Origin of the sequence: Sphingomonas sp. HMP9 (assembly GCF_013374115.1) — a bacterium.
Classification (GTDB): Bacteria; Pseudomonadota; Alphaproteobacteria; order Sphingomonadales; family Sphingomonadaceae; genus Sphingomonas.
In genome coordinates this window covers 2669204-2694738 of the sequence record NZ_AP022673.1, presented here as the reverse complement: position 1 = coordinate 2694738, position 25535 = coordinate 2669204, and the positions used below count along the sequence as shown (strand labels likewise).

The window sequence follows — 25535 nt, the reverse complement described above, 5'->3', positions numbered from 1 at the left end:
AGCTCGAACGACATGACGATCTGGCGGCCACGTCACATGCTTCGCGCCGATGCTCGCGAACCGGTCAATCGCTGCGACGGCGGAACGCGCGCGGGCGGCCGAACAAGAGGCGCTAGCGAACGCGGATCCACCGCTCGATGAGCGCCGTGGCCTATGTCATCAGCTACAGGACGCTGCCCTCGATCGAGAGGGCCGCGCGACGGACTATGTCCGATCACCTCGATCGCGAGCAGGGCGCATGGAAGCCGTTCCTCGACATGCTCGCGAGCGAACACGGGGAGATGCAGATACCGGCGAGGCAGCAAGCTATCACCGGTCGGCAGCTTGCCACGGCCTTCGACATGTTACGTGCAAAGCTCGATGACCCGGACGGTTTCGGACGGCTCACCGCGGACTCGTTCCGCAGGACCACCGTCGCGCCGCCTCCGAGCGGATCGACCGAGGGACAGCTCGTCCTGGGTCTTCATGCGGCCGGGCGGGCAAGCGATGCGGCAGCGGCATATGCCGGGTTCGTCGTGCTCGAGCTCTCCGCCGGCCATCAGGTCCATCGTCCAGCGGAGGACTTCGCCGCATTCCTGAAGCTCGGGGGGACCCTTCTCGCCGCCGGTCACGTCGCCGCCGCGCTTCCGGCGTCGAAGCTGGCCTCGTCGGGCATCGGCAGCGCCAAGGCGAAGGCGGAGGATCTGCTGGCTTCGCTCGACGGCCAGGTCGCCGAGGTGTCCGCGATCAACGCCGATCACGCGGCGGGGCTTTCCAGGATGCGCGATCTGATGGCCGCGGGGGCAGTACGGCTCAGGAGAACGCTTCTGCGGGCGGAGCGCGAGCGCGACAGACGCCAGCGCGCGTGGCGGGCCGACATCGAGGCGGAAGTGGAGAAGCGCTTCCGCGAGGCGGAGGCGCGGCTGCAGGCGCTGGACCTCACGGGGTTCATCCCCCCAGTCGCCGTTCAGCCCGGCGATCGCCGCCGCCAACAGCGCCTCCTCGAGCCGATCATAGCCACTCGCCAGCGCCGCCGCCCAGGATGCGGCAAACACCGGGTCGCGCAGCCGCAGCGCATACGCACCGCTCGGTACCAGCCCGACACTCGCCGCCGCCGCCCTGACGTTGCACGTCATCCCCAGCACCCGCAAAAATTGCGCCCGCCGCGGCTTGGTCCATCCGTCGTGGCGCAGCGCCCGCATTTGGATGCCCCTGTTCCGGCCCCCGGCGATCAGCGTCCCTCGCGCCTCGTCCGCCGCTACACCGGTGCCGGTGCCGGTGCCGGTGCCCGTGCCCGTGCCCGTGCCCGTGCCGGCGCCCGTCCCAACCGCCTCACCCACCCCTCGAAAGCCCATCTCCCGCGCCCCCGCTTTCTCATGAACAGACCCGCCAGAACGCAAGGAGGCCGGCAACGCCCGGGGCTTCCACCCCAACCGTCCCGGCCCTCCGCCCCGTCGGCCAGGCCATCCAGCCCGACCCGCAATTCCTCATCGTTCCTGTTATGTACCAAACGAGCGTGACGATGTCAAGCACTTTAACCGATCTGGTTCGTACTACGCAGGTACGCGAGGACTCCGGAAGCGTGTCTTGGCTCGGAAAAGATCCCGCGGGACCTCGGCAAGCGCACCATGTACTTGCGAACGCGTGCTTTGACGGCGAGAGTTGCGAGTATGAAGTATCTCTGTGTTCCGCTGTTGATCCTGTGGTCGGCGGCACTTCCTGGCCAAGCGCCGGCAACGGCCCGGACGGTGTCGATCGGCAGCTTCGACCATATTCGCGTCGACGGGCCATTCGAGGTTCGTGTCACGATCGGTCCACCGCATGCCACGATCACCGGAGCGCGGGCGGAGGACAGGGTCGTAGTACGGGTCGACGGGACGACATTGTCGGTTCGCAAGGCTTCCGGCGATTGGGGCGAACGGCCACGGGGCGATAGCGCGAGTCCGAACGTCATCTCGGTATCGACGCCCGCATTGACGTCGGCCAGCGTTGCCGCTGGCGGTCGCCTTACGATCGCGAGGATGCGCGGCATGCGGTTGGACCTTGTGGTCAGCGGCACCGGCAGTCTCGCGCTCGCGGCGGCGGACACCGATCAGCTGAACGCGACGGTGATCGGCACGGGTCGTATGAGCATCGCCGGCAAGGCCGGGCGGGCGCGGTTGGTGACCAGCGGGTCCGGCGCCATCGATGCATCCGCGCTGGATGTGAAGGACCTCATGGTGCGTCTCGACGGCGTCGGCGAGATCGACGCGGCGGCACGCTATACCGCGCAGGTGATGAACAGCGGGCTGGGAACGGTAACGGTCGCGGGCCATGCGAAATGCCGCGTGGATGCCCCGGCCGGCGGCACGGTCGTGTGCGGTAAGCCGGAGACCGTAGCCGCTCCGTAGGCCCGGTCCTGACGAGAACTCTGGCCTGGCGAGAACTCTGGCCTGTCCAGATCTCCAGCCTGGCGTGCGCCGCTAGATCAGCGCCAGTTCGGCGAGCCTTGTCATCAGCGCCGGTGGCATCACATCCAGCCCGGACGCATCGCCCCCGAGGTCGAGGGGGGCGTCCGCACCTTCGAGATACCGCCAGCCTTGATGCGCACGCTTGGGACGGGCCTGGATCAGCACCAGCTTCGGGTCGATGTGGATCGCGACGCGGCCTTCCTCCGCCTCGCCGAACCCCAGGATCGGCGAGCGGGCGATCAGCTGATGCTTCAGGATCCAGAACATCGAGCCCTGGCCCGCGACCTCCTCGTGGCGCTTCGGGAGATAGCGCGTGGTGAGGAACACCGGCCCTTCCTCGCCGCGCAGGCGCAGGCGCTCGGCGAGGTGGTCGACGCTTTCCGCGCCGAACGCGACTTTGGTGAGATGGAGCGGCATGGCGTTGGAAATGGGCGCTATAGTGCTGCGATCAACCGTGCAGACCCCATAATGACGCCAATCCGAGGAATGAGAAGAACCCCATCGTGTCGGTCATCGTCGTCACGAACACCGCCGACGACACCGCGGGATCGATCCGGAACTTGTCCAGCGTCACCGGCACCAGCACGCCGCTGAGCCCCGCGACGAGATTGTTGGTCAGCATCGCGGCGGCGATCACGATCGACAGATTCTGGTTGTGGAAGATCACATAGGTCCCGCAGCCGATCAGCAGCCCCAGCATCACGCCGTTTGCGGCGGCGATGCGGAATTCGCGGCCGATCATCCGCGCGGTGTTCGAACTCGTCAGCTGGTTGGTCGCCAGCGCACGCACCACCACCGCGAGCGTCTGCGTGCCCGCATTGCCGCCCATCCCCGAGACGATCGGCATCAGCACCGCGAGCAGCGCGAAACTGGCGATCGTCCCCTGGAACAGCCCGACGACCGATGACGCGACCATCGCGGTGCCCAGGTTGACCACCAGCCAGATGAAGCGCGTCCGCACGGTCAGCCGGATCGGCTCGTTGATGTCGCCGTCGCCAGCCCCTGCCAGCCGCAACGTATCCTCCCCCGCCTCTTCCGAAATGATGTGGACAATATCATCGACCGTAATCATCCCCACCAACCGCCCCCCATGATCGACGACCGCGGCGGAGATCAGCGCATATTTCTGAAAGCGCAGCGCCACCTCTTCCTGGTCCATGTCGACCGGGATCAGCGTCTGTTCGCGCTTCATCACGTCGGCGATGGCGATTCCGCGCGGCGTGCGCAGCATCCACGACAGCTGGCACGTGCCGATCGGCTTGTGCGCAGGGTCGACGACGAAGATCTCCCAGAAATCGGTGGTCAGCTCCTCGTGACCGCGCAAATAATCGATGGCGTCGCCGACAGTCCAATGCTCGGGCACCGCGATCAGCTCGCGCTGCATCAGGCGGCCGGCGGATTCCTCGGCGTAGCTCAGCGCCTCCTCGATCGCCGCACGGTCGTCCGGATCGAGCGCGCGCAACACCGCGCGCTGCTCGTCCTCGTCCATGTCCTCGATGATCGCGACCGCGTCGTCGGTATCGAGTTCGGACGCCAGATCGGCGACCTGGTGCGGCTCGAGCGCGTCGATCAGGTCCTCGCGGACGTAATCGTTCATCTCGGCGAACACGTCGCCGCCGAGCAGGTCGGTGACCGCGCGGGCGAGCGCCGCCCGATCCTCCTGTGGGGTCAGCTCGAACAGATCGGCGATGTCGGCCGGATGCAACGGCTCAACCAGCGCGCGCGCGGTCTCGTCGTCGCCCGCCTCGACCGCATCGAGGACGGCACGGACGAATTCGGGGCGCAAATGGTCGTCGCGATCGAGCTGAGTCTCGGGCTGGATCTCGGTTTCGGGCTCGGGAAGCTCGAGTTCGCTCATGGCTGCCTCCCTTAAAAAGCGTATGCCCGGCCCCTAACGCCGCGCGCGTGCATTTGCCAGTCGGAGTGCGGCTCCCTATCTGCGCCTCATCAATTCAGGAGAACATGAATGGCTGACACCCCCGAAACGCTGACGCTGACCCTCGATGGCGGCGACGTCATGATCAAGTTCCGCCCCGATCTCGCGCCCAAGCACGTTGAGCGGATTGCCGAACTCGCGAACGAAGGCTTCTACGACGGCGTCCCCTTCCACCGCGTGATCCCGGGCTTCATGGCGCAGGGCGGTGACGGTGGTCGCGGCGACGGCACCGGTGGCTCGACCAAGCCCAACCTCAAAGCAGAGTTCTCGGCCGAGCCGCACGTCCGCGGGGTGTGCTCGATGGCGCGCACCAATCAGCCCGACACGGCGAACTCGCAGTTCTTTATCGTGTTCGACGACGCGCGCTTCCTCGACAAGCAGTACACCGTGTGGGGCGAAGTCACCGACGGCATGGACCTGATCGACGCGCTGCCCAAGGGCGAGCCGCCGCGCGCGCCGGGCAAGATCGTTAAGGCACGCGCCGCCTGATAATGAGGTACCGGGGTGGCGTCGCGCCGCCCCGGTATTGACTATTCCGGGCTGATCCTATTGCCACTCGCCCCAGTAATGTTCGAGATTTACGGACACGGAGAGCAACTGATCGCCCAATTTGCGCGCAAGACAAACTTCGACCGCACCTGCCGCGGCGGCAGCGGCTGCGCTCCCGCCGGTGATGATTGCAGCGATCGCGGCGGCGATTGCGCCTTCGCGCAAACAGTCTTCGACGATGTCCTTGATGTCGACCGGCTTGGCAGTGGAAACTCGCAACACTGCGCGAACGTAATACCATTGCAAGTTGACCGTCCAGCCAACGCAAGTCTTTATTGGTCCGATATGCGCCCATTTGGCACATTTCTCGCGGCCATGCGGTAGAGTCGTCGGGTCCTTCGTGACGAGCAGAACGCGCTCGTAGATGATGCCGCTATCAGGTTCGACGAGTTCGTAGACGGCTTGAGTGCCCCAGGCTGCTTCTTCTGTTCTGGTACGCTGGTGACGGGTTGTAGTGTCGGGTGGCAGGTTCTCACCGAGAAACAGTTGGCCGTCAACTTTGCTCGCATCCATCACCATCAAGATCGCTCCCGAAAATGTTATGGGAACCAAGTATAACGGGATGGTCGGTCGTGATGATGTCGACAACATCCGGTTTGGAGTAGGTTTACTCCAGCATGATTAAACTTCGGCTACGGTCCGTATCAGCCAGTCGTGGAACAGCTTCACCGGCTTGGTCTGCAACGCTCGCGGGCGGCAGACGAACCAGTAGCTGTAGGGACTTTCCACTTCAATGTCGAAAAGCCGGACGAGTCGCGGATCGTTTGCGTCCTCGAAATGACTGGCGTGCATGAACGCGACACCGAGGCCTTGCGCCGCCGCCTCCAGCATCAACGCGCCGGAATCGAAATGGTCTATCGCCAGCGGCTCGATATCGTCCAGCTTGGCCGCCGTCCGCCACGCCGTGAACGTATCCGTCATGTCGCGGTGGACCAGCGCCGTCAGCGTCGAGAGCTGTTCGGGCCGCGCGACCGGGTCGGCGCGCTCCAGCAGGCTACGCGCGCCGATTACGTACACCGAATTGCGATCGAGCCGCCGCGCATAGAAGGCCGGGTCGATCTCGCGCGACAGAGCGATCACCGCGTCCAGCCCGTCGCCGAGCCGCGACACCAGATGCGCCGCCGTATCGATGTCGAGGTGCAGCTCGGGATGCGACGTGCGCAGCTCGCCAAGCCGCGGAAACAGCTTCTGCGACGCATAGAGCGGCAGGATGCCGAGCCGTAGCCGCAGCACCTCGGTCGTGCTGGTCAGCGATTCAACGGCGTCGGACAGCGAATCGAGCACCGGCGCGATCTGTGCCAGCAACCGCTCGCCATCCGCATTCAGCACCATCGCCTGATGCCGACGCGCGAACAGCGGCTTGGCGATGAACCGCTCGAGGCTTTGCACACGCCGGCTGAGTGCAGGCGCGGACAGCGCCAGATCCTCGGCCGCGGCCTTGATCGACCCCAGCCGCGCGACCTGCACGAACGCCTCGATAGCCCCCAATGGCGGCAGCCTGCGCATGATTCCTCTTTCGACTCGACGTTGGTAACGGTGACCGCTTGGCGCATTCAGACATACGATTGCAGTTAGCGCAATCGTAGCTGATCCCTTCGCACTTGCAACATGAACCGTCTCGCCGCAAAAAGACCTCGCCTTTCAGGCATCCTCTCCTAAAAACTTTCATGGGCTGGCCTTCATTGGCCGGCCCTTTTTTTGTGTTTTCAACCCCTGACAAGGCTGGAACCGGGCTCCTATCTCGGACGCTACGAGATCGAATGGAGTCGACATGGCCGATAGCGAAATTCCCACGCGCAAAATCCAGGTCGCCAACGCGCGTCCCGAAGACAGCGGCCGCGGTCTGGCGCATCTGCCCCGTGCACTGATGGCGACGCTCGGCATCGGCGAGGGCGACGTCATCGAAATCCTCGGCAAGCAGAACACGCCAGCACGCGCCGTCGGTCCGTATCCGGAGGACGAGGGTCTCGACATCCTCCGCCTCGATGGCCTCCAGCGCGCCAATGCCGGCGTCGGCTCGGGCGATTTCGTCGAGGTGCGCAAGGCCGAGTCGAAGCCCGCGACCCGCGTCGTGTTCGCGCCGGCGCAGCAGAACCTTCGCCTCCAGGGTTCGACCAACGCGCTCAAGCGCACCTTCCTTGGTCGGCCGATCTGCCAAGGCGATATCGTCGCGACCGCGGGGCATCAGCGCGTCGGCAACATGCCGCCCAACGTCCAGCAATTCATGAATGCCCCGGCGTACGCGCTGCAGGAAATTCGTCTCGCAGTGATCGCCGCCAGCCCCAAGGGCGTGGTGCACATCGACGAGAATACCGAGATCGAACTGCGCTCCGAATATGAGGAGCCGCAGGCCGCGCGTCGCGCCGACGTCACCTATGACGATATCGGCGGCATGGCGCAGACGATTGACCAGCTGCGCGAGATGGTCGAGCTGCCGCTGCGCTATCCTGAGTTGTTCCAGCGGCTGGGCGTTGATCCGCCCAAGGGCGTGTTGCTGCATGGCCCGCCCGGTACCGGCAAGACGCGTCTCGCGCGCGCCGTCGCCAACGAGTCCGACGCGCAGTTCTTCCTGATCAACGGGCCTGAAATCATGGGCTCGGCGTATGGTGAATCCGAATCACGCCTTCGAGAAGTGTTCGAGGAAGCGGCCAAGGCAGCGCCTTCGATCGTGTTTATCGACGAGATCGATTCGATCGCGCCAAAGCGTGGCCAGGTGTCGGGCGAGGCGGAAAAGCGCCTCGTCGCGCAGCTGCTGACGCTGATGGACGGCATCGAATCGCGGGCGAACCTCGTCGTGATCGCGGCGACCAATCGCCCCGAGGCGATCGACGAAGCCCTTCGCCGCCCCGGCCGGTTCGATCGCGAGATCGTCGTCGGCGTGCCGGACGAGCGTGGCCGGCGAGAGATTCTCGGCATCCACACGCGTGGCATGCCGCTTGGCGACCGTGTCGATCTGGATGAGCTGTCGCGCACCACCTACGGCTTCGTCGGCGCCGATCTTGCCGCGCTGACTCGCGAGGCGGCGATCGAGGCGGTCCGCCGGATCATGCCCAAGCTCAATCTCGAAGAGCGGACCATCCCGCCAGATGTGCTCGACGAATTGTCGGTCACGCGCGAGGATTTCCTGGGAGCGTTGAAGCGCGTCCAGCCATCGGCGATGCGCGAGGTCATGGTCCAGGCGCCAACGGTGCGTTGGGAAGACGTCGGCGGGCTCGACGATGCGCAGATGCGGCTGAAGGAAGGCGTCGAACTGCCGCTCAAGAACCCCGATGCGTTCCGACGCCTCGGCATCCGGCCTGCCAAGGGCTTCCTGCTGTACGGCCCCCCCGGCACCGGCAAGACGCTGCTGGCGAAGGCGGTCGCGCGCGAGGCGGAGGCGAACTTCATCGCCACCAAATCGTCCGACCTGCTCAGCAAATGGTATGGCGAGAGCGAACAGCAGATCGCCCGGCTGTTCCAGCGCGCACGTCAGGTGGCGCCGTGCGTGATCTTCATCGACGAGCTTGATTCGCTGGTGCCGGCACGCGGCAGCGGCGCAGGCGAGCCGCAGGTGACCGAGCGCGTCGTCAACACGATCCTGGCCGAGATGGACGGACTGGAGGAGTTGCAGTCGGTCGTCGTGATCGGCGCGACCAACCGCCCGAACCTGATCGACCCGGCGTTGCTACGCCCGGGCCGGTTCGACGAGCTCGTCTATGTCGGCGTCCCCGACAAAGCCGGCCGCCGCCGCATACTCGGCATCCAGACCCAGAAGATGCCGCTCGCATCCGACGTCGATCTCGACCGCCTCGCCGACCGTACCGACCGGTTCTCCGGCGCTGACCTGGAGGACGTCGTTCGTCGCGCGGGCCTGGTTGCATTGCGTAGGTCGATCGACTCGACCGACGTGACGATGGCCGACTTCGAAGGCGCCCTGAAGGAGTCCCGCGCCAGCGTGACCCCGGAAACCGAACGCGAGTACGAACAGATGGCGGCCCGCCTGAAGCAGGATGCGACGGCAATCCAGCCGCTCGGCTTCGCCTTCCCCAAGAAGACGGACGACTAAATCGCGTTCTTTGAGGCATGGAAGGACGGCTCCCACCCAGTTGCTGCCTGGGTGGGAGCATCGACGATGACGCGACCGATGGGCGTGCGACCGGCCCCTTCGCGTTAGATCAACCATGGTACCGTTCGGTACGAACTCGCCTGCAGGTGCTGCCATGTCTCGACCTCCACTACCGCCATTTACCCATGCGACCGCTGCGCAGAAGGCGCGCATGGCCGAGGATGCATGGAACAGTCGCGATCCCGCAAAGGTGTCGCTGGCCTATACGCTCGACAGCGTCTGGCGGAACCGCGATCAGTTCCTGACCGGCCGCGATGCGATCGTCGCCTTCCTGACGCGCAAATGGGCGAAGGAACTGGACTATCGCCTCATCAAGGAAGTCTGGGTGCAGGACGGCAACAGGATCGCCGTGCGGTTCGCCTATGAGTGGCACGACGATAGCGGCGCTTGGTTCCGGTCCTACGGTAACGAAAATTGGGAGTTCGACGATGCCGGGCTGATGGCCCGCCGCATCGCCTCGATCAACGATCATCCGATCTCGGAAGGCGATCGCAAGTTCCATTGGCCGCTCGGTCGCCGCCCCGACGATCACCCATCGTTGAGCGACCTCGACCTCTGAGCGCGAGACGGATCCCGGCCGATTGCGCTGCGTGAGTGCCACCCGTCTGCCGCATTGGAGAGGAGCCTTTACGTATTCGCGATACGCACGTGCGAGCGGTCTAACGACTATCCTCGCCCCGGTCGCCACGTGTTGACATTACGGAGCATGACCCCGATGTAACGTTCATGTACGCTCCTGCGACATATAAGCGTTTCCGCGACCATGCCGGGCAGCTCGCCGCACGTGGTTAGCCCGGACTCGCGGCTATCGGCCGCTTGAGTTCGGGCTTTATTCGATCTGACCTTTGGGACGTGCTCTGCGCGCCCATGATCTCGAGTAAACGGAAACCACGCCATGTCAGACCCTGTGTCAAAATCCGGCGACAACTCACCGGCGAGCCCAGACCTGCACGATCACGCTAATTCGCCGCAACCTTTCTTGCGGATGCGCCCCAGGCATTTCTTTTCGAATACATTCGACATGGAGGTCGTCGAGGATCTTCGGACGGAGGAGGAGCACTCCGGCGAGCAGCCGACATGGCTGAACCGGCTGCTTCAGATACACCTGTTATTGATGATACTGCTGATCGGCGTTCCGGTGCTTGTGTACTGTGTCGCTGCCTCTGCAAAGTAGCGGATCGGAACGCGTCGACGATTTGACGGGCTGGAGGACGCGCGCATCACTGTGATGCGTGCGTCCTGGACGGGTACTGGGATCGTCCAGCCTAACCGTCTTGCGCATCTTTCAGTGCCGCCCAGGCATACGCGATCATCATGACGCATGCCGCGCCCGCGACCAGATAGGGAAGCGAGTGTTGCGCTTCGTACAGGCCGACGCCAATCGACGGCCCCAGCACGAAGCTTGCGCCGTTGATGCTCGTCACCTTGCCTGCGACCGATCCTTGTGCGCTTGCGCCAACCGCCAGCGACGACCCTGCCGTGAACCCCGGTCGGGTAAAGCCGAAGCCGAGGCTGGCCAACGCATAGGCCGTCGCGATCCCGTATAGCGACGTTGCGATTCCGGTCAGCGCGGTGCCGGCCGCCGCCAGCACGAGCCCGGTAAGGACAAGGTGCCGCGGGCTCATGTTCAAGCGCGGGATGATGCCCCATTGCGCGAGCAGCGCGGCGCCGGCGCCCATCATCAGGACGATGCCGGTCGGCTCCAGTGCAAGCGCAGGCGCAAGGTGGAGGCGGTCGATCACGAGGAAGCCGATCGCCTGCCCCGTCATCGCCTGAGCATGCCCCATCACCAGCCCGGCGATCATCCACGCGCGGATTCGCGGATCGGTGTAGCCGACATGCTCGACATGCGATCCGGTTGCGGCGGCGACCGAAGCGCCGGTTGGCGCTCCACCGATCGAGGGGTAGGCCGAACTCGCGCCGTGCGTCTCGTGCGGGGCTATGATCTTGTCGTCGGGCAGCATCCGCCGCACCGTGATCCACACGGCGACGCCGAACACCGCGAACAGGAACGCCGGGCCCGCCAGTCCGATCTCGACCCCGCCGATCGAACCAAGGATCAGATACGGTGCAATCGCCGGCCCCAATATCGTGCCAAGCCCGAACGCCGAGGCCAGCAAGGTCAGCGCCTTGGTGCGTTCCTCGCGTGTCGTTTCGCCCGCGACGAGCGCCTGCACGGCGGGCGGGGCGGCCGCACCGAACGTGCCGTAGATCAGTCGGCCGCCGATGAAGCACAGGAACGCGGTCGTGCCGCCGACCCACGCGTTGATCCCGGCGAGCAGGAACACGCCGCACAATGTCAGCGAAACGCTGAACCCGCCGACGCCGAGCAGGATCATCGCGCGCCGGCCGTGCTTGTCCGATCGGTTCGCCCAGAAGGGCGCGGCGATCACCCACAGCAGGGCCGACACCGAGAACGCCGCCGCCACCGCGCTGTCGGCGACCCCAAGCGATCGCCCGAGCGCCGGCAGGACCGATTGCAGCGCGGTATTCCCCGCCGCGATCGTCAGCATCACGAGGAACATGAGCGCGAAGCGGCGGTCGATCTTCGGGCCCTCGGTCGCCGAGCCGATCATGGCCGTGACCATGCATAGGCACGCTCGATCCGCGTGACGTTGACCGAATAGCTGTCGTACCAAAGCGCCCGCCCGCGCTCGCGAATCGCCGTGTGCTCGGGGTGGTCGCGCCAGGCGATCGCCGCAGCATCGTCGGCCCAGTAACTTACGGTGATCCCCATGCCGCCCGCGTCGCGCGCGCTGTCGACGCCACGATAGCCGGACTGCGTCGCGGCCAGCGCGTCCATGGCCACGGCGGCTTCGCCATAGCCGGCGGCGTCCGCGTCGTTACGGATCGACACGAAAACTACCGCTATCTGTCCTGTACGATCGTCGTTCATGGTCCGTGCTTAAGCGATGCAGTACGCTTGGCAAAGCGGCGGTAAGGCGGGCGGAACCACTTGACGCAGCACGACTTGCGCTTCGGTTCGTCGCCCGATGCAACCCCCGCCCCTTGAAACGCGTTCGGAATTCGTGCGACGGGAGGGCCAAAGCCTCGCCAGCGTGCGGGACCCCTGACCGTAAGGAACGCGATGCCCAGTTCGACCACCGCCACCCGGCGTGCACGCAGCCGACCCGCCGGCGTGCCGTCCCCGTGGCAGATGTTCTTTTCAGGGTTCCTGAAACACCCGGTGATGGTCGGGTCCATCGTGCCGTCGTCGGACAAGCTCATTCGCAAGATGCTAGGGCCGGTCGACTGGGCGAATTGCAAATTGTTCGTCGAATACGGGCCGGGCGTCGGCACGTTCTGCCGTCCGATCCTCGACCGCATGGCGCCCGATGCCAAGCTGGTGGTGATCGATACGAACCCAGAGTTCATCCAGTATCTGCGCCACACGATTACCGACCCACGCTTCTTCGCGGTGCTGGGATCGGCGGACGAGGTCGAGACGATCGTCGCCGACCACGGCTTCGAGAAGGCGGATTACGTGCTGTCGGGGCTTCCATTTTCGACGCTGCCCCAGGCGTCGGCCCGGCGATCGCGACGGCGACCCATTCGGTTCTGCGGACCGGCGGCGCGTTCCTGGTCTATCAGTTCTCGCCGAAGGTGAAGGACTTTTTGACTCCGCATTTCGAATCGATCGATCACGACATGGAGTGGTGGAACGTACCGCCAGCGCAACTGTATTGGGCGTGGAAGGACTGACGCAAGCGCGCCCACGCTCGCGCCGATGCGCAAAGCGATAGCGGGGCGCAGCGTCAGGCCCGGCCGGCGGGTCGGCTAGAGAGCCGAACCCGTCCAATGGCGGCTTTGCCGTCGGCGCGGGGCGCGCTGGCGAACCCGTCGTGAAAGTCGTCGATCAGGCTGGCGCGATGATCGAACAGGTCGCGTCCTAGCGCCGCTTACTCGTCGATCCCGAAATTCAGTCCACGCGACAGGCTCGGGTCCACCACCGCCACCACGAAATACGCCCCGAACTGCTTGATCCGCTGCACCCAGCCGGTGTTTGCCTGATACAGTGCCTTGGTCACCTCGGTCGATTTCGCCACTTCGCCATCGATATACCCGCGGACATGCGCAGCGAACGCCGCATCCTCGATCCGCAGCATCAGTTCGAGGTTGATGAACAGGCTGCGCATGTCGAAGTTCGCCGACCCGATATGGACTGCATCATCGATCACGTAGAGCTTCGTGTGAAGCTTGGTCGGCTGGTACTCGAACAGGCGCACGCCTTTGCGCAACAGCCCCGCATAAGTGAACCGCGCGGCAGCGATCGTCGCGTTGTTGTCCGATTTGCTCGCCGTGACGACCCGGACGTCGGCTTGGCGTCGCCCCGCCTTGTCGAGCCGACGCAGCAGCGCGGGGCTTGGCGTGAAATACCCGGCGATGATGTCGATCCGCCGCCCGCGGCGCATGTCGTCGCGCACCGCGCGGGCCCAGGGCGACAGCTTGCGCGTCGGGCCGCCGATCAGCCACCGCGTCGCGCCCTTGGTCTCGCTCCAGTGCGACAGCGCAGCGTTCAGCCGGCGTAGCTTGCCCTTCGGCTCGTGAATCCAGTCCTTCAACGCATCGAAATACCCCGCCAGCCGCCCCGCCGCCGGTCCCTCGACCAGCAAACCCAGGTCGCGCCAGGCCTGCTCCGCGGCAGTCCCGAAATAATCGTCCTCGATATTGAAACCGCCGATGATGATCCGCGCTTCGTCGGCGAGCGCAAGCTTTTGGTGGTTGCGGAGCAGATAGCGACGGCCGAACCGTGCGGAGAACCGGCATACCGACACGTTGGCGGCTTCGAGTGGTTCGAAGAACGCGTGGGGCGCATCGTCGCTGCCGAACCCGTCGACGATCAGCGCGACGTCGACCCCGCGCTTGGCGGCCGCAATGAGCGCGGCGTTGACGCGCTTCCCGGACTCGTCGTCGGCGTAGATGTAATAGAGTATGCGCAGGGTTCGCTCGGCGCCATCGATCAGCGCGAGCACCGCGTCGAGGCGGCGGGGGCCGGTATCGAGGAGCGTCAACTGGTTGCCGTCGACGGTGAACGTCGGCTGGTCTGCGGGGTCATCCATGGCGCGCGTGATGGACACGGCGCGCGTGTGTGGCAACCTAGGACGCCGATCCGCGCATTTCATTGACTTTGCGAGCCACCGCCCGTAGGCGACGCATTCTCATTCTATCGTTGTTACGAAGGAAGCCGCATGGCGCGCGTTACCGTCGAGGATTGTGTCGACAAGATCCCCAACCGGTTCGACCTGGTGTTGTTCGCGGCCCAGCGTGCGCGCCAGATTTCGGGCGGCGCCGAACTGACGCTCGACCGCGACCGCGACAAAAACCCGGTCGTCGCGTTGCGCGAGATCGCAGACGAGAACGTCAAGCCGGCGCATCTCAAGGAACAGGTCATCCAGGGCCTGCAGAAGGTTCGCGTCGACGACGACGACGAGGTCGATGCCGTGGGCAGCCTGGCTGCTTCGGCCGAAGCGCTCCGCCTGACCGCCGCTGCACCGCCGCGGAACCAGAATCTGGGTGCGGATTACGAAGGGTAAGCATGAGCCAGCCGACCAACGCACGCGTTGGACGGCGATCAGGCGAATGCCGGCCGGCGGGCACAGCCCGACCGACGACGCGGCTTCGCTGCGGCGCAGGACTTAGAAAAGCCCGTGGACCCAGGTCCGCGGGCTTTTTCGTTATCAGGTTTCCGTAGAGGGACGCACCGTTTGCCTTGGGTGGGAGAAGGCAGATGCAAAGCGGGTCCCGCCCCTTTGTTCTCCCGCGAAGGCGGGTGCCCAGACTGTGCCCCCGCCTTCGCGGGGACACACGCTTTGTGACGAGCCGGTGCGTCTGGTATCACCCGGAGGCAGAGCGCCGCGGCGAAGCCGCGTCGTCAGTCGTCTCTGCGCGACGCTGGCCGGGCTGTCGACCAGTCCGAAATAGCTATGCTATTTCGGGTCTCGGCCTTTAAACCCCTGCGCCACCACGAACCACTCGACCGAGCCCTTCCGGCTCGCCGGTGGCTTGGCATGCTTCACCGTCTTGAAGTTCCGCTTCATCTCCGCGACCAGCTCGGAATCGGCGCCCCCCGCGAACACCTTCGACACGAACGTGCCGCCCGGCTCGAGCACTTCGCACGCAAAGTGAAGCGCGGTCTCGACCAGCGCCATCGTCCTGAGCGCATCGGTCTGCGGATGCCCTACCGTATTCGCGGCCATATCCGACAGCACCAGGTCCGGCGCGCCGCCGAGCGCCTCGATCAACTTGCCCGGCGCCGCATCGTCGAGAAAATCCATCTCGAAGATCGTCACGCCTTCGATCGGATCGACTGGGAGCAGATCGATCCCGACTACCGACGCCTTGGGGATCCGCCGCCGGATCACCTGCGCCCAGCCGCCCGGCGCGATCCCCAGATCGACCACGCGCTTGGATCCGCGGATCAATTCGAACCGCTCGTCGAGCTCGATCAGCTTGTAGGCGGCGCGGCTGCGATAGCCGTCGGCCTTGGCGCGCTTCACATAGGGATCGTTCAACTGGCGTTCGAGCCAGCGCGTCGACTGCGCGGTTCGCTTGCGCGCGGTCAGGACGCGGACATGCCCGCCGGAGCCACCCCGGCTCATGCCGCGACGCTCGACGCGTTGCCGGGCTTCCCACCGGGGCGAGGTGCCCCCATCAGCCGGCGCAAGATCCCCTCGCGAATACCGCGGTCGGCGATGCCGAGCCGCTCGGCGGGCCATAGATCCATGATCGTCTCCAAAATCGCACAGCCCGCGACCACCAGGTCGGCGCGCTCGTTGCCGATGCACGGCAGCTTGGCGCGCTCCGTGATCGACATATGGGAAAGGTCGGCGCTGATCCGCCGCATCGCCGACGCAGGCACGATCAGCCCGTCGACCACCGACCGGTCGTAATGGCTGAGCCCGAGATGCACGCTACCCAGCGTTGTCACCGTGCCGCTGGTACCGAGCAGTCGCGGCCGCGCGATATGCCGGGGAAGCCGTGCGGCGAACCCCGCGAAACTGTCCGCGACGACCTGGCGCATCTTGGCATATGCAGCGCGTCGCCCGTCCTCGCCCTCGCCACCGCCGGCATGCTCGGTCAGCGACACCACGCCCCACGGCGCCGAATGCCAGTCGAGCACGGTCGGGATCGGCGTCGAGGTATCGACCAGCACGAGTTCGGTCGACCCGCCGCCGATGTCGAACACGAGCGCAGGGTCTTCCCCCGGCTCGATGAGCGCATGGCAGCCGAGCACCGCCAACCGCGCCTCTTCCTCCGCCGAGATGATGTCGAGGTGGATGCCCGTCTCGGCGAGTGCGCGCGCGATGAAGGCGGGCCCGTTCGACGCCTGCCGACATGCCTCCGTCGCGACCGATCGCGCCAGCGTGACGTTGCGGCGCTGCAGCTTGTCCGAGCACACGCGCAAGGCGGCGATCGTCCGCTCGATCGCCGCATCGCTGAGCGTACCGGTCGAGGCCAGCCCTTCACCCAACCGGACGATTCGCGAGAACGCGTCGATCACCGCGAAGCCGCCCGCATGCGGTCGCGCGATCAGCAACCGGCAATTGTTGGTGCCGAGATCCAGCGCGGCAAACGCCTGCGCATCGGCCCACCGCCCACGAGAGGGCCGGGTCGCCGCCGGACGGGCAGGACTAACCTGCCGGAACGGCATTCGGGCGGAAACATCCCCCATCGCCGTAAAACTCACTATCTATGTCTGCCGCCGCGGGAAAATACCCGCCCGGTGCTTGGAGGCGAATGTAGCGCGGCGGCGCGATTACGCAAGCGAACTGGCGGATTCGTATCATCTTGGCGTTGACAGCACGAAACCGCCCGCCTAGATCGCGCCCTCGCTGATGCCCCGTCGTCTAATGGTAAGACTGCGGTTTCTGATACCGCCTATTGAGGTTCGAATCCTCACGGGGCATCCAGCGTTGCTTGGTTTACGCAGACTCTGCAGGGGTTTGCGACTGAGCCCTGGCTACCCGGAGAGTCCGGTTAGCCAAAACCATTTCCATTGCTTCGTCAGCTAGATCCGCGCGAGCGCCAGTCCCAGCGTAACGTAGATATTCCTTCTCGGTCTTGTGACCGGTGATAGCCATGCCTTGCTCGTTCGAGCAGCCGGCGTCCTTGCATCGCCGCGCCGCCGATTTGCGTAGGCCGTGCGGCGAGCAATGCGGAAGGTCTGCCGCGACGCATGCGCGCTTGAACATCCCGTAGAAGCCCTTGGGAGTGTAGGGCTCGCCACCCTTGGTCTCCAGCAGCGTCTGAGCGCCCAGTGGGCCAGCTGCCAGGGCCTCTTTCAGCGGCGGAACCACTGGGACATCCACCGCCGTGCTAGTCTTGCTCTGGTCGAGCCGGATCCGGCCTTCAGCGATCGTCTCTCGGGTCATGAACCGGACGTCGCCGCTTCGTTGCGCCCCGTAGAGCAGCATGGCGAACGCGAGACGTGGTTTCGTGCCCAGCGAGTGCTTAGCTTCGAACGCTTCGAGCTCGTCCTCAGTCCAGCGGTGATAGCCGTCGCTTACCGCCTTGGGGGGCTTGGTGTCGCGGACGGGATCGAAACCATGCGGAACCAGCTTCGCGCGGCGGGCGATGACGAACAGCTGGGCGAACAGCTTGCGGAGCCGTGCCGCCGCATGTGGTCGATCGCGCATCAGCGTCATCAGGCGTGCAAGCCGCTCCGAATCGAACATGCGGATAGGGTCGTCTCCGAACTTCGTTCGCAGCCGTTCCAGGACACCGCGATAAACCGCTTGGGTCGAGGGCCTCAGGTCAAGGAAGTTGTTATCGGCATAGTAGCGGATGACCACGTCCGACACGCTGCCAGGCCTTGTGCGGCCGGCGCCGACTGGTGCGGGCTCGGTCGATAGGCAGGCTGCATACTCGCGCTCAAACGCCTTCGTGCCGTGCGGCTCTTTGAAGTAGTGAACCGGATAACCGGTTCGGCGGAAACGGTAACGCCGCTTGTCGTGCCGATCGACAAAGCTGGAAACGTAGGCGAGCTTCTTCTTCATAGCCCACCGAACGCATCGAGACGCGCATCGAGGTCATTGTCAGCTATCAGGGGGCGGTCGCCAGCAGCTGGCACGATTTCCATCGTTCCGTCAGGGCGGATCAGAACGGCAACCCTCACGCCCGCGGCCAACGCGCCTTTGAAGGCGCGGGTCACGTCGCTCTGATTGAAGGCCGCCCGCCTGCTCATCGGTTACGCTGCTTCCGACCGGACTTCGGACGAAACGGTGTCAGCAAAATCATGCGACAGCCCGCTCGTTGAATAGCCCAATTCATTGACCAGCGCGTCTCTCGCGGCTCGGACGATTTCACGCAGGTCGATAACGACTTCGCACCATAGGCCGCGTGAGTCGTTCCGGTTCGCGATCGCCTGAGGATCCGAATAGAGAGTGATTTCCGGCTTTGTCTCGCTGTCGATCGACATGGCAGACATCGTCATGACGTAGCGCTGACATTCTGGAACTCGGCGAGCATCGATCGCAGCCGTTTCCTCTTCGGCGATCTCCGTCAGCTTTTCGACTGCAGAGTTAACCGCATAGACGGCAGGCTTGCTGTCCATGCGGAGCTTCTTCGTGAGGATGTGAAGCATGAACAGGCGTGCACAATCGCTCAGGTCATATCGCGGATTGCCCTCGCCGCGGACATGCCTATCGCCAAGTACTAATCCGTGATTTGCGACCCAGGTCCTGATGGTTGCGTCGCTCATTCGCGCCGCACTCGCGACAGGGCCCACCCTGAGATTTCGAAGAATGCCGCTGGTGATCATTGCCATTGTTCCGTTCTGTTCAAAACGAATATCTACTAACGGTTTCGTTCTGTCAACAACGATATCTCAGGATGGATCATGGATGAAACGATTTACGGATCGCAATACTCAGGGCGATGTCAGTTCGCCCCGTGGAAGCTGCGGTGCGCGTGATACCTCTGTCCGCGGAAGGTCAGCGTGTCGTTGGCATCGAGCATTGTGACCTCTGCCTGCGCGTCCTTTAGCCTAGGCCGCCATATCTCAAGCGCCACCTCTGCGCCGATCGCGCGCACCCGTTCGAGGTGATCCATGGAGCGAATATCGTTCTCTGCCGCTTGCTGCTCCAAGCGCTCGATCTGGCGCTCTGCTTCGCGCACCTGCGCCCGCAACGTTATGCCAGGCGGGAACGGAACAACGTCGGCCGACGCCGTAGGCGCCTCGGCTGCTTCGTCGGGGGTTAGGAAGGGTGGGTACTTCATTTCAGCGGCCCTCCGAAGCTGCGATGTCGGTCAAGAAGCCAAGTGCCTGCTTTGATAGCGGCGAGTCATCGTTGACCGCTTGAAACCAGATGGCGAACTCGCGGATCGTGCGGGGCGTTGCGTTTCGGCAATCGCTAAGAGCAGCCAAATAGGCGTCCTCGACCCGGTCGAACTCGGCGGGATTAGTAAACTCAGCATCCTCGTGCAGGGTGTTCAGGGCCGTATCAGCGGCGAGGTATCGAGCGAACACGTCGGCGGGTGCTGGTGGCATTGATGCGACGGTGATCGCCGGCACCGCGGCAACGATGCCCAAGACGCCAATAAATCCCAGTACGCTACGGCGCGAGGAAGTATTGGCCGCGACAGTGCGCGGCCCTAATAGAGCGGTAGCCATGATCGTTCTCCGAGAACGGTTGCGGTTAGAGCCGGGCGGGAAGGTACCAACTTCCCCCCGGCTCGATTACCGTGTAGACACGGTTTTATGACCGGTCAAGAAACTTTGTCGCCACGGAAACGACGTGGGCCAGCACCTACCGGTAAGGGGGTGCCAATCGGCGTTCGGCTTCAGCCAGACGATCTCGCCGCGCTAGACGCTTGGATAGGTCGGCAAGCGCCGCCCCCCTCGCGTCCTGAGGCCATACGCCTCATTCTTCGGGAGAAGTTCTCGTGACGGACGCCGCTGGCATCCTCTGCGTGGTCGTTGTCCGTCGCCCTGGCGGCGAACAGCTGTTTAATCTGCCCATGCGATTCCCCGCCGTCCCCCAGCTGAAAGATCAGATCAGTTTCGCGTTCGGCGGCGAACGTCATTTCGTCCTTGTCGAGGGCCGGGTATTCAACGATCCCGGAACGCCCGACGAGAACATCGCACTGTTCTGCGAGCGCCACTGAGGTGGCGCCCGGCGATGACGATCACGAAGGCTTTAAAACTGCCTATCTAGTTCGCCTTAAGCCGGACCAGATTCACGCGGGCGAGTTCGTCGGGCTATTCGTCACCGACAGTATCGGCCAGCTGATCGACTATGTGGACGACTGCTGCCCTGTTGATGCGTGCGAATACGTCGTGCTGCCGAGCGGGGGGTTATCGCAGCCGGGGCGATCGAGCATCGTCCCCGAGCCCGACGACGAGAAGGAAGTCGACCTGTTCCGCGGGGCGACGATCTCCGACAGGTGGCTCGACGATTACTTCCAGACATCGGATAAATTGGTTTGGACTTCGCTCGCGCCGAGCGCTGGGAACGACAGGGGGCCATTCGAATGATCTACGTCCTCAACGCTCGGGAGCGGAAGCTGCTCGATCATCTGCAGATCGCTCACACGGAGTTTCATATCCGCGGACAGTTGGGCGGCAACATCGGTGATGTGACGCTGAGCAAGCTGTTATCTCTCGGCTTGCTCGAAACCGGTCCCGGCCGGTTCGGGGATACCGGCTACCGTCTCTCCGATGACGGCTGGCGCTGCATGTACGGCAAAACGCATGACGAGATGATGGCTGGCGACGCTAAGCACTATCCGCTGACAGTTGGCTTTGATGATGTAACCGCCCCCCGACGGCATTAAAGTGGAAACGGGGGTCTTCAACTGATGGAGGAGTGCGGTGATGTCGGAGATTGTTACGATCGGACTCGATCTGGCGAAGAGAGTGTTCCAAGTCCACGGGGCTGATGGAGCGGGTCATGCGATCCTGCGCAAGAAGCTGAGCCGGGATCAGTTGCTGCCGTTCTTCAGTACGCTTCCGCCGTGCACGGTCGCGATGGAGGCTTGCGGAGGCTCGCATTTCTGGGGGCGGAAGATTGCCCTTCTGGGCCATGAGGTTCGCCTGATCCCGCCGGCGTATGTGAAGCCTTTTGTGAAGCGGCAGAAAAATGATGCGGCGGACGCCGAGGCGATCTGCGAGGCGGCGCAACGCCCATCGATGCGCTTCGTGCCGGTGAAGAGCGAAGAGGTACAGGGAGCTGCCTCGGTGTTCCGGGTCAGGGAGTTGATGATCCGGCAGCGCACCCAGGCGATTAACGCCTTGCGCGGCCATTTGACAGAGTTCGGCAAGGTGGTGCCCAAAGGCGCTGCAAATATCTCCCGCCTGATTGCCATTGTGGATGATCCGGACAGCGGCCTGCCTGCTCAGGCTGTTGCGACATTCCGGGTGCTTGTCGACGCGCTCGTCGGCCTCGACGCGCAGATCGAGAAGCTGAACGCCGAAATCACCCATCGCGCTAAAGAGAATGAAGTCGCGCAAAGGTTGATGACGATCCCCGGCATCGGTCCCCTGATCGCCACAGCCATCGCGGTGCTGGCCCCACCACCGGAGACGTTCCGTCGCGGCCGCGATTTCGCGGCCTGGCTCGGCCTCGTGCCGCGACAACACTCAACGGGCGGCAAGCAACGCCTTGGGGCAACGACGAAGATGGGCGAGCGATCCCTGCGCCGCCTCCTGATCATCGGGGCCAACAGCGTCATCATCAAACGGAGTGTCCATCAGGCAGCTCGACCGGGCACCTGGCTGGCAGGAATGCTGTCGCGCAAGCCGTCGATGCTCGTCCGTGTCGCGCTGGCCAACAAGATGGCGCGCGTCGCCTGGGCGTTGATGATCAAGGGTGAAAGTTACCGGGCTCCGGCTGCGGCGGCATAAGCCGACCGTCAGTCGCGAGGCGTCGGAGCGTACGAGGGCAAGGAGCAGTTTGGCGCAACGGTCGTGAGACGGGGATCGGGAAAACCAGTTTGCAACAGAGTGCCTTCGAGCACGCGGCTTTGATCTGGACCCGACCTGCGAACACCATACGGGCCCGCGGCAGTTGTAAGGCCGCATCATGAGGCCGGACATATGTCAGCACCCGACACGCGCCACAACGAGTTTCAAAAACCCTCTTGCGTATGGGGCGGTTACATATGTTGCAAAACTGACGCTGGGGATTCCCCGAGGGAATCGAGCGAGATAGATGGGCGCGATGTCCAAACCTGCCGCACCGAAATACCGCACGATGAACTGGCCGGAGTATAATGCAGCGCTGAAGCGGCGCGGGTCACTGGAAATTTGGTTTGATCCGCAGATGCACTGGCTGTCGAAGCCGTGCGGTCGTCCTGGTCGGCCGATGCGATTTTCGGACAGCGCGATTGAGCTCTGCCTGACGCTGAAATCGCTGTTCAATCTGCCTTTGCGGCAAGTGACAGGGTTGGTGGCTAGCCTGATCAAGCTTGCCGGGCTGGACTGGCCGGTGCCGGATTATACGACGCTATGCCGACGGCAGAAGACGTTGGTCGTCGAGCTTGGCGGGCGACCTAGTTCAGGCGGCCTGCGCCTTCTGGTCGACAGCACAGGCATTAAGATGACGGGTGAAGGTGAGTGGAAGACGCGCAAGCATGGCGCCTCCTACCGCCGCCAGTGGCGCAAGGTGCATCTGGGGATCGACGCGGCAACGCTGGATATCCGGGCCATCGAAGTCACGACGAATGCCGTCGGCGATGCGCCGACGCTGCCAAATCTACTGGCGCAGATCCCGCAGGACGAGCAGATACTCAGCGTCAGCGGAGATGGCGCTTACGATACAAGGGCGTGCCATGCTGCCATTGCCAAACGTGGTGCAGAGGCGGTCATTCCGGTCCGTCGCAACGGGCAACCATGGACGAAAGACGGTCCTGGCGTCGATGGTCGCAATGAAGCGCTACGCGCTACAAAGCGCCTTGGCCGCGCTATCTGGAAGAAGTGGAGCGGCTATCATCGCCGCAGTCTGGCCGAGACCAAAATGCACTGCTTCAAACTCCTGAGCCAACGCGTTGTGGCTCGTACCTTCGATCGTCAGATCACCGAGCTCAAAGTCCGTGCTGCAATCCTCAATCGCTTCTCCAAGATGGGAACGCCGATCACTGTCCGCATCGCATAATATCTTCAAGTAAAAGGGCGGTCATGCTCTCGAGGCGTTATGCAACATATGTAACCGCCCCATACGCAAGAGGGTTTTTGAAACTCGTTGTGGCGCGTGTCGGGTGCTGACATATGTCCGGCCTCATGATGCGGCCTTACAACTGCCGCGGGCCCGTATGGTGTTCGCAGGTCGGGTCCAGATCAAAGCCGCGTGCTCGAAGGCACTCTGTTGCAAACTGGTTTTCCCGATCCCCGTCTCACGACCGTTGCGCCAAACTGCTCCTTGCCCTCGTACGCTCCGACGCCTCGCGACTGACGGTCGGCTTATGCCGCCGCAGCCGGAGCCCGGTAACTTTCACCCTTGATCATCAACGCCCAGGCGACGCGCGCCATCTTGTTGGCCAGCGCGACACGGACGAGCATCGACGGCTTGCGCGACAGCATTCCTGCCAGCCAGGTGCCCGGTCGAGCTGCCTGATGGACACTCCGTTTGATGATGACGCTGTTGGCCCCGATGATCAGGAGGCGGCGCAGGGATCGCTCGCCCATCTTCGTCGTTGCCCCAAGGCGTTGCTTGCCGCCCGTTGAGTGTTGTCGCGGCACGAGGCCGAGCCAGGCCGCGAAATCGCGGCCGCGACGGAACGTCTCCGGTGGTGGGGCCAGCACCGCGATGGCTGTGGCGATCAGGGGACCGATGCCGGGGATCGTCATCAACCTTTGCGCGACTTCATTCTCTTTAGCGCGATGGGTGATTTCGGCGTTCAGCTTCTCGATCTGCGCGTCGAGGCCGACGAGCGCGTCGACAAGCACCCGGAATGTCGCAACAGCCTGAGCAGGCAGGCCGCTGTCCGGATCATCCACAATGGCAATCAGGCGGGAGATATTTGCAGCGCCTTTGGGCACCACCTTGCCGAACTCTGTCAAATGGCCGCGCAAGGCGTTAATCGCCTGGGTGCGCTGCCGGATCATCAACTCCCTGACCCGGAACACCGAGGCAGCTCCCTGTACCTCTTCGCTCTTCACCGGCACGAAGCGCATCGATGGGCGTTGCGCCGCCTCGCAGATCGCCTCGGCGTCCGCCGCATCATTTTTCTGCCGCTTCACAAAAGGCTTCACATACGCCGGCGGGATCAGGCGAACCTCATGGCCCAGAAGGGCAATCTTCCGCCCCCAGAAATGCGAGCCTCCGCAAGCCTCCATCGCGACCGTGCACGGCGGAAGCGTACTGAAGAACGGCAGCAACTGATCCCGGCTCAGCTTCTTGCGCAGGATCGCATGACCCGCTCCATCAGCCCCGTGGACTTGGAACACTCTCTTCGCCAGATCGAGTCCGATCGTAACAATCTCCGACATCACCGCACTCCTCCATCAGTTGAAGACCCCCGTTTCCACTTTAATGCCGTCGGGGGGCGGTTACATCATCAAAGCCCTGACAGTTTGGAGTTGGCCGCCCACTCCGAATGTCGTTCATTCCATGGTTCGGCGTTAGGCCCTGCGAATGGCGGATGATCATGATGAAGGTTTAAGCAAATTCGTTGGTGTTGGCGGCGCTGCGATCGTAGCCGGTTTCTTCCTCAACCCCATTCTGGCAAGATTCCCGCCGATTGCGTTGATGTGGACTGCCCTTGCGGCAGCCGCGTCGGTCATTTGGTTTTGGCGGCTATGGAGTGGTGGAAAGTTACTCGGCTGGTTATCGATCGTCGTCGGTACAGGTGTCGGTGCACTCGCCGTAATATTGTTCTACCAAGCAGCTCTCAAAGTAGAGGTTGATCAAAACGCCAACGATCGCCGATGTCTTGCTATCCAACACGATATGCTTTCCTCAACGCCGTTACGGGCAGACGGTCCCGACCTGTTCCAAGCGCTTGGTTGCCGTCCCCAAGGGGAGGGAAGCGTCTATGCGCTGCCAGTGAAGCGGTAGGTTTGCTTTCGTAAGGTGCGGATCGCAGAACGAACACGGGGGAAATTATCATGCCGCAGAAATCCGGGCATCCAACGATCGTCGAGACCTGCCCTCGATGTGGAACTCAAGAGACGACATTGGACGTTCGGGGGGCGACAAATGATCCGGATGCCGGATCTCGTGGATGGGTGGCGTTCGTTGTGTGTCGACGATGCCGTCGCCCTTCGCTGTTCGATATGTATGGTCGGCAAACGAACCATTCCCCCGCATCTCCGGAGTGGGACGGAGCAGACGTCAACCCGGTCTATAATATCACAGCGACCAAGCCGATCACCAAGTCGGCGGCCCGTTGTCCTGAGTATGTTGATGATAAAATCGTTCGCATTTTTGACGAGGCCGCATTGGCAGTAGCGTTCTCGGCATTCGATGCGGCCGGCGCTATGTTCAGAAAGACTATCGATATATCAACGCGGGGAATCATTGGTATTGAGCCGCAGTCGGTACCTCAAGGAGCTATGCTGGAATTTGGGTGACGAGGC

The 25535-nt window shown here is 63.7% G+C and carries 27 protein-coding genes, 1 tRNA gene and 1 pseudogene; 15 read left to right on the top strand and 14 right to left on the bottom strand.

Annotated elements, in window-relative coordinates:
* The first annotated feature begins 137 nt into the window (after positions 1-137).
* Positions 138-1499, top strand: a complete 1362-nt coding sequence (locus tag HMP09_RS12030) for a hypothetical protein (protein ID WP_176500563.1) — start codon at positions 138-140, stop codon at positions 1497-1499.
* A 150-nt stretch (positions 1500-1649) separates the two neighbouring features.
* Positions 1650-2369 (top strand): GIN domain-containing protein, encoded by a 720-nt coding sequence (locus tag HMP09_RS12025; protein WP_176500562.1) that lies wholly within the window; start codon positions 1650-1652, stop codon positions 2367-2369.
* A 72-nt stretch (positions 2370-2441) separates the two neighbouring features.
* On the opposite strand, the gene HMP09_RS12020 is transcribed toward HMP09_RS12025, so the two are convergent.
* Complete coding sequence (locus HMP09_RS12020) at positions 2442-2846, bottom strand: DUF1489 family protein (protein ID WP_176500561.1); 405 nt, start codon at positions 2844-2846, stop codon at positions 2442-2444.
* A 31-nt stretch (positions 2847-2877) separates the two neighbouring features.
* Positions 2878-4287, bottom strand: a complete 1410-nt coding sequence (gene mgtE / locus HMP09_RS12015; protein ID WP_176500560.1) for a magnesium transporter — start codon at positions 4285-4287, stop codon at positions 2878-2880.
* A gap of 108 nt (positions 4288-4395) precedes the next feature.
* Here mgtE and HMP09_RS12010 point away from each other — a divergent pair, with 108 nt between their 5' ends.
* Positions 4396-4854: a peptidylprolyl isomerase gene (locus tag HMP09_RS12010; RefSeq protein WP_176500559.1), complete on the top strand. Its 459-nt coding sequence runs from the start codon at positions 4396-4398 to the stop codon at positions 4852-4854.
* A 57-nt stretch (positions 4855-4911) separates the two neighbouring features.
* Here the strand turns inward: HMP09_RS12010 and HMP09_RS12005 are convergent, their stop codons facing one another.
* Together HMP09_RS12005 and HMP09_RS12000 are read right to left on the bottom strand one after the other, a co-directional pair.
* Entirely contained in the window at positions 4912-5436 is a 525-nt protein-coding gene (locus HMP09_RS12005; RefSeq protein WP_176500558.1) for a hypothetical protein, read from the bottom strand.
* Positions 5437-5535: 99 nt separating this feature from the next.
* On the bottom strand, positions 5536-6420 hold the full coding sequence (locus tag HMP09_RS12000; protein ID WP_176500557.1) for a LysR substrate-binding domain-containing protein: 885 nt from the start codon (positions 6418-6420) through the stop codon (positions 5536-5538).
* 265 nt (positions 6421-6685) lie between these two features.
* On the opposite strand from HMP09_RS12000, the gene HMP09_RS11995 reads away from it, so the two are divergent.
* Together HMP09_RS11995 and HMP09_RS11990 are read left to right on the top strand one after the other, a co-directional pair.
* Complete coding sequence (locus tag HMP09_RS11995; RefSeq protein WP_176500556.1) at positions 6686-8959, top strand: CDC48 family AAA ATPase; 2274 nt, start codon at positions 6686-6688, stop codon at positions 8957-8959.
* Positions 8960-9113: 154 nt separating this feature from the next.
* Positions 9114-9578: a nuclear transport factor 2 family protein gene (locus HMP09_RS11990; protein ID WP_176500555.1), complete on the top strand. Its 465-nt coding sequence runs from the start codon at positions 9114-9116 to the stop codon at positions 9576-9578.
* Positions 9579-10284: 706 nt separating this feature from the next.
* On the opposite strand, the gene HMP09_RS11985 is transcribed toward HMP09_RS11990, so the two are convergent.
* Positions 10285-11607 (bottom strand): MFS transporter, encoded by a 1323-nt coding sequence (locus HMP09_RS11985; RefSeq protein ID WP_232090210.1) that lies wholly within the window; start codon positions 11605-11607, stop codon positions 10285-10287.
* Complete coding sequence (locus tag HMP09_RS11980) at positions 11592-11915, bottom strand: antibiotic biosynthesis monooxygenase (RefSeq protein ID WP_176500554.1); 324 nt, start codon at positions 11913-11915, stop codon at positions 11592-11594. Before HMP09_RS11980 ends, HMP09_RS11985 begins: the two co-directional genes overlap by 16 nt.
* A 192-nt stretch (positions 11916-12107) precedes the next feature.
* Between HMP09_RS11980 and HMP09_RS11975 the strand changes: the two are divergent.
* A pseudogene (locus tag HMP09_RS11975) lies at positions 12108-12721 on the top strand (class I SAM-dependent methyltransferase).
* A gap of 197 nt (positions 12722-12918) precedes the next feature.
* Here the strand turns inward: HMP09_RS11975 and HMP09_RS11970 are convergent.
* On the bottom strand, positions 12919-14079 hold the full coding sequence (locus HMP09_RS11970) for a phospholipase D-like domain-containing protein (protein WP_176500553.1): 1161 nt from the start codon (positions 14077-14079) through the stop codon (positions 12919-12921).
* A gap of 129 nt (positions 14080-14208) precedes the next feature.
* On the opposite strand from HMP09_RS11970, the gene rpoZ reads away from it, so the two are divergent.
* On the top strand, positions 14209-14553 hold the full coding sequence (rpoZ, locus tag HMP09_RS11965; protein ID WP_055882033.1) for a DNA-directed RNA polymerase subunit omega: 345 nt from the start codon (positions 14209-14211) through the stop codon (positions 14551-14553).
* A 393-nt stretch (positions 14554-14946) separates the two neighbouring features.
* Here the strand turns inward: rpoZ and HMP09_RS11960 are convergent, their stop codons facing one another.
* Both HMP09_RS11960 and HMP09_RS11955 read right to left on the bottom strand, forming a co-directional pair.
* Positions 14947-15618: an RlmE family RNA methyltransferase gene (locus tag HMP09_RS11960; RefSeq protein WP_176500552.1), complete on the bottom strand. Its 672-nt coding sequence runs from the start codon at positions 15616-15618 to the stop codon at positions 14947-14949.
* A complete protein-coding gene (locus HMP09_RS11955; protein ID WP_232090208.1) occupies positions 15615-16691 on the bottom strand; it encodes a Ppx/GppA phosphatase family protein in 1077 nt (358 codons plus the stop codon). Before HMP09_RS11955 ends, HMP09_RS11960 begins: the two co-directional genes overlap by 4 nt.
* A gap of 164 nt (positions 16692-16855) precedes the next feature.
* Here HMP09_RS11955 and HMP09_RS11950 point away from each other — a divergent pair.
* Positions 16856-16929, top strand: a tRNA-Gln gene (locus HMP09_RS11950).
* A gap of 12 nt (positions 16930-16941) precedes the next feature.
* Here the strand turns inward: HMP09_RS11950 and HMP09_RS11945 are convergent.
* The 4 genes from HMP09_RS11945 to HMP09_RS11930 all read right to left on the bottom strand — a co-directional run bounded on the left by HMP09_RS11945 (position 16942) and on the right by HMP09_RS11930 (position 19631).
* Entirely contained in the window at positions 16942-18015 is a 1074-nt protein-coding gene (locus tag HMP09_RS11945) for a tyrosine-type recombinase/integrase (protein WP_176500550.1), read from the bottom strand.
* A gap of 191 nt (positions 18016-18206) precedes the next feature.
* Positions 18207-18719, bottom strand: a complete 513-nt coding sequence (locus HMP09_RS11940) for a hypothetical protein (RefSeq protein WP_176500549.1) — start codon at positions 18717-18719, stop codon at positions 18207-18209.
* 179 nt (positions 18720-18898) lie between these two features.
* Positions 18899-19237 (bottom strand): hypothetical protein, encoded by a 339-nt coding sequence (locus tag HMP09_RS11935; RefSeq protein ID WP_176500548.1) that lies wholly within the window; start codon positions 19235-19237, stop codon positions 18899-18901.
* A gap of 1 nt (position 19238) precedes the next feature.
* A complete protein-coding gene (locus HMP09_RS11930; protein ID WP_176500547.1) occupies positions 19239-19631 on the bottom strand; it encodes a hypothetical protein in 393 nt (130 codons plus the stop codon).
* A 272-nt stretch (positions 19632-19903) separates the two neighbouring features.
* Between HMP09_RS11930 and HMP09_RS11925 the strand changes: the two genes are divergently transcribed.
* The 5 genes from HMP09_RS11925 (at position 19904) to HMP09_RS11905 (ending at position 23112) form a co-directional block, all read left to right on the top strand.
* On the top strand, positions 19904-20125 hold the full coding sequence (locus HMP09_RS11925) for a hypothetical protein (RefSeq protein WP_176500546.1): 222 nt from the start codon (positions 19904-19906) through the stop codon (positions 20123-20125).
* Position 20126: 1 nt separating this feature from the next.
* Positions 20127-20495, top strand: coding sequence for a hypothetical protein (locus tag HMP09_RS11920; RefSeq protein WP_176500545.1), 369 nt, complete (start codon positions 20127-20129; stop codon positions 20493-20495).
* A complete protein-coding gene (locus HMP09_RS11915) occupies positions 20492-20794 on the top strand; it encodes a hypothetical protein (protein ID WP_176500544.1) in 303 nt (100 codons plus the stop codon). The genes HMP09_RS11920 and HMP09_RS11915 overlap by 4 nt, the downstream gene beginning before the upstream one ends.
* Before the next feature lie 40 nt (positions 20795-20834).
* The gene (locus HMP09_RS11910) at positions 20835-21863 is read left to right on the top strand and encodes an IS110 family transposase (protein WP_176498987.1); all 1029 of its coding nucleotides are present in this window, start codon (positions 20835-20837) and stop codon (positions 21861-21863) included.
* A gap of 316 nt (positions 21864-22179) precedes the next feature.
* Positions 22180-23112: an IS5 family transposase gene (locus HMP09_RS11905; RefSeq protein WP_176499899.1), complete on the top strand. Its 933-nt coding sequence runs from the start codon at positions 22180-22182 to the stop codon at positions 23110-23112.
* Between the two features lie 305 nt (positions 23113-23417).
* On the opposite strand, the gene HMP09_RS11900 is transcribed toward HMP09_RS11905, so the two are convergent.
* Positions 23418-24446 carry an IS110 family transposase gene (locus HMP09_RS11900; protein WP_176498987.1) on the bottom strand — a complete coding sequence of 343 codons (1029 nt, stop codon included), beginning with the start codon at positions 24444-24446 and terminating at the stop codon, positions 23418-23420.
* A 145-nt stretch (positions 24447-24591) separates the two neighbouring features.
* On the opposite strand from HMP09_RS11900, the gene HMP09_RS11895 reads away from it, so the two are divergent.
* Together HMP09_RS11895 and HMP09_RS11890 are read left to right on the top strand one after the other, a co-directional pair.
* Entirely contained in the window at positions 24592-25014 is a 423-nt protein-coding gene (locus HMP09_RS11895) for a hypothetical protein (RefSeq protein ID WP_176500543.1), read from the top strand.
* Between the two features lie 50 nt (positions 25015-25064).
* Complete coding sequence (locus HMP09_RS11890) at positions 25065-25529, top strand: hypothetical protein (protein ID WP_176500542.1); 465 nt, start codon at positions 25065-25067, stop codon at positions 25527-25529.
* Positions 25530-25535 lie beyond the last annotated feature (6 nt).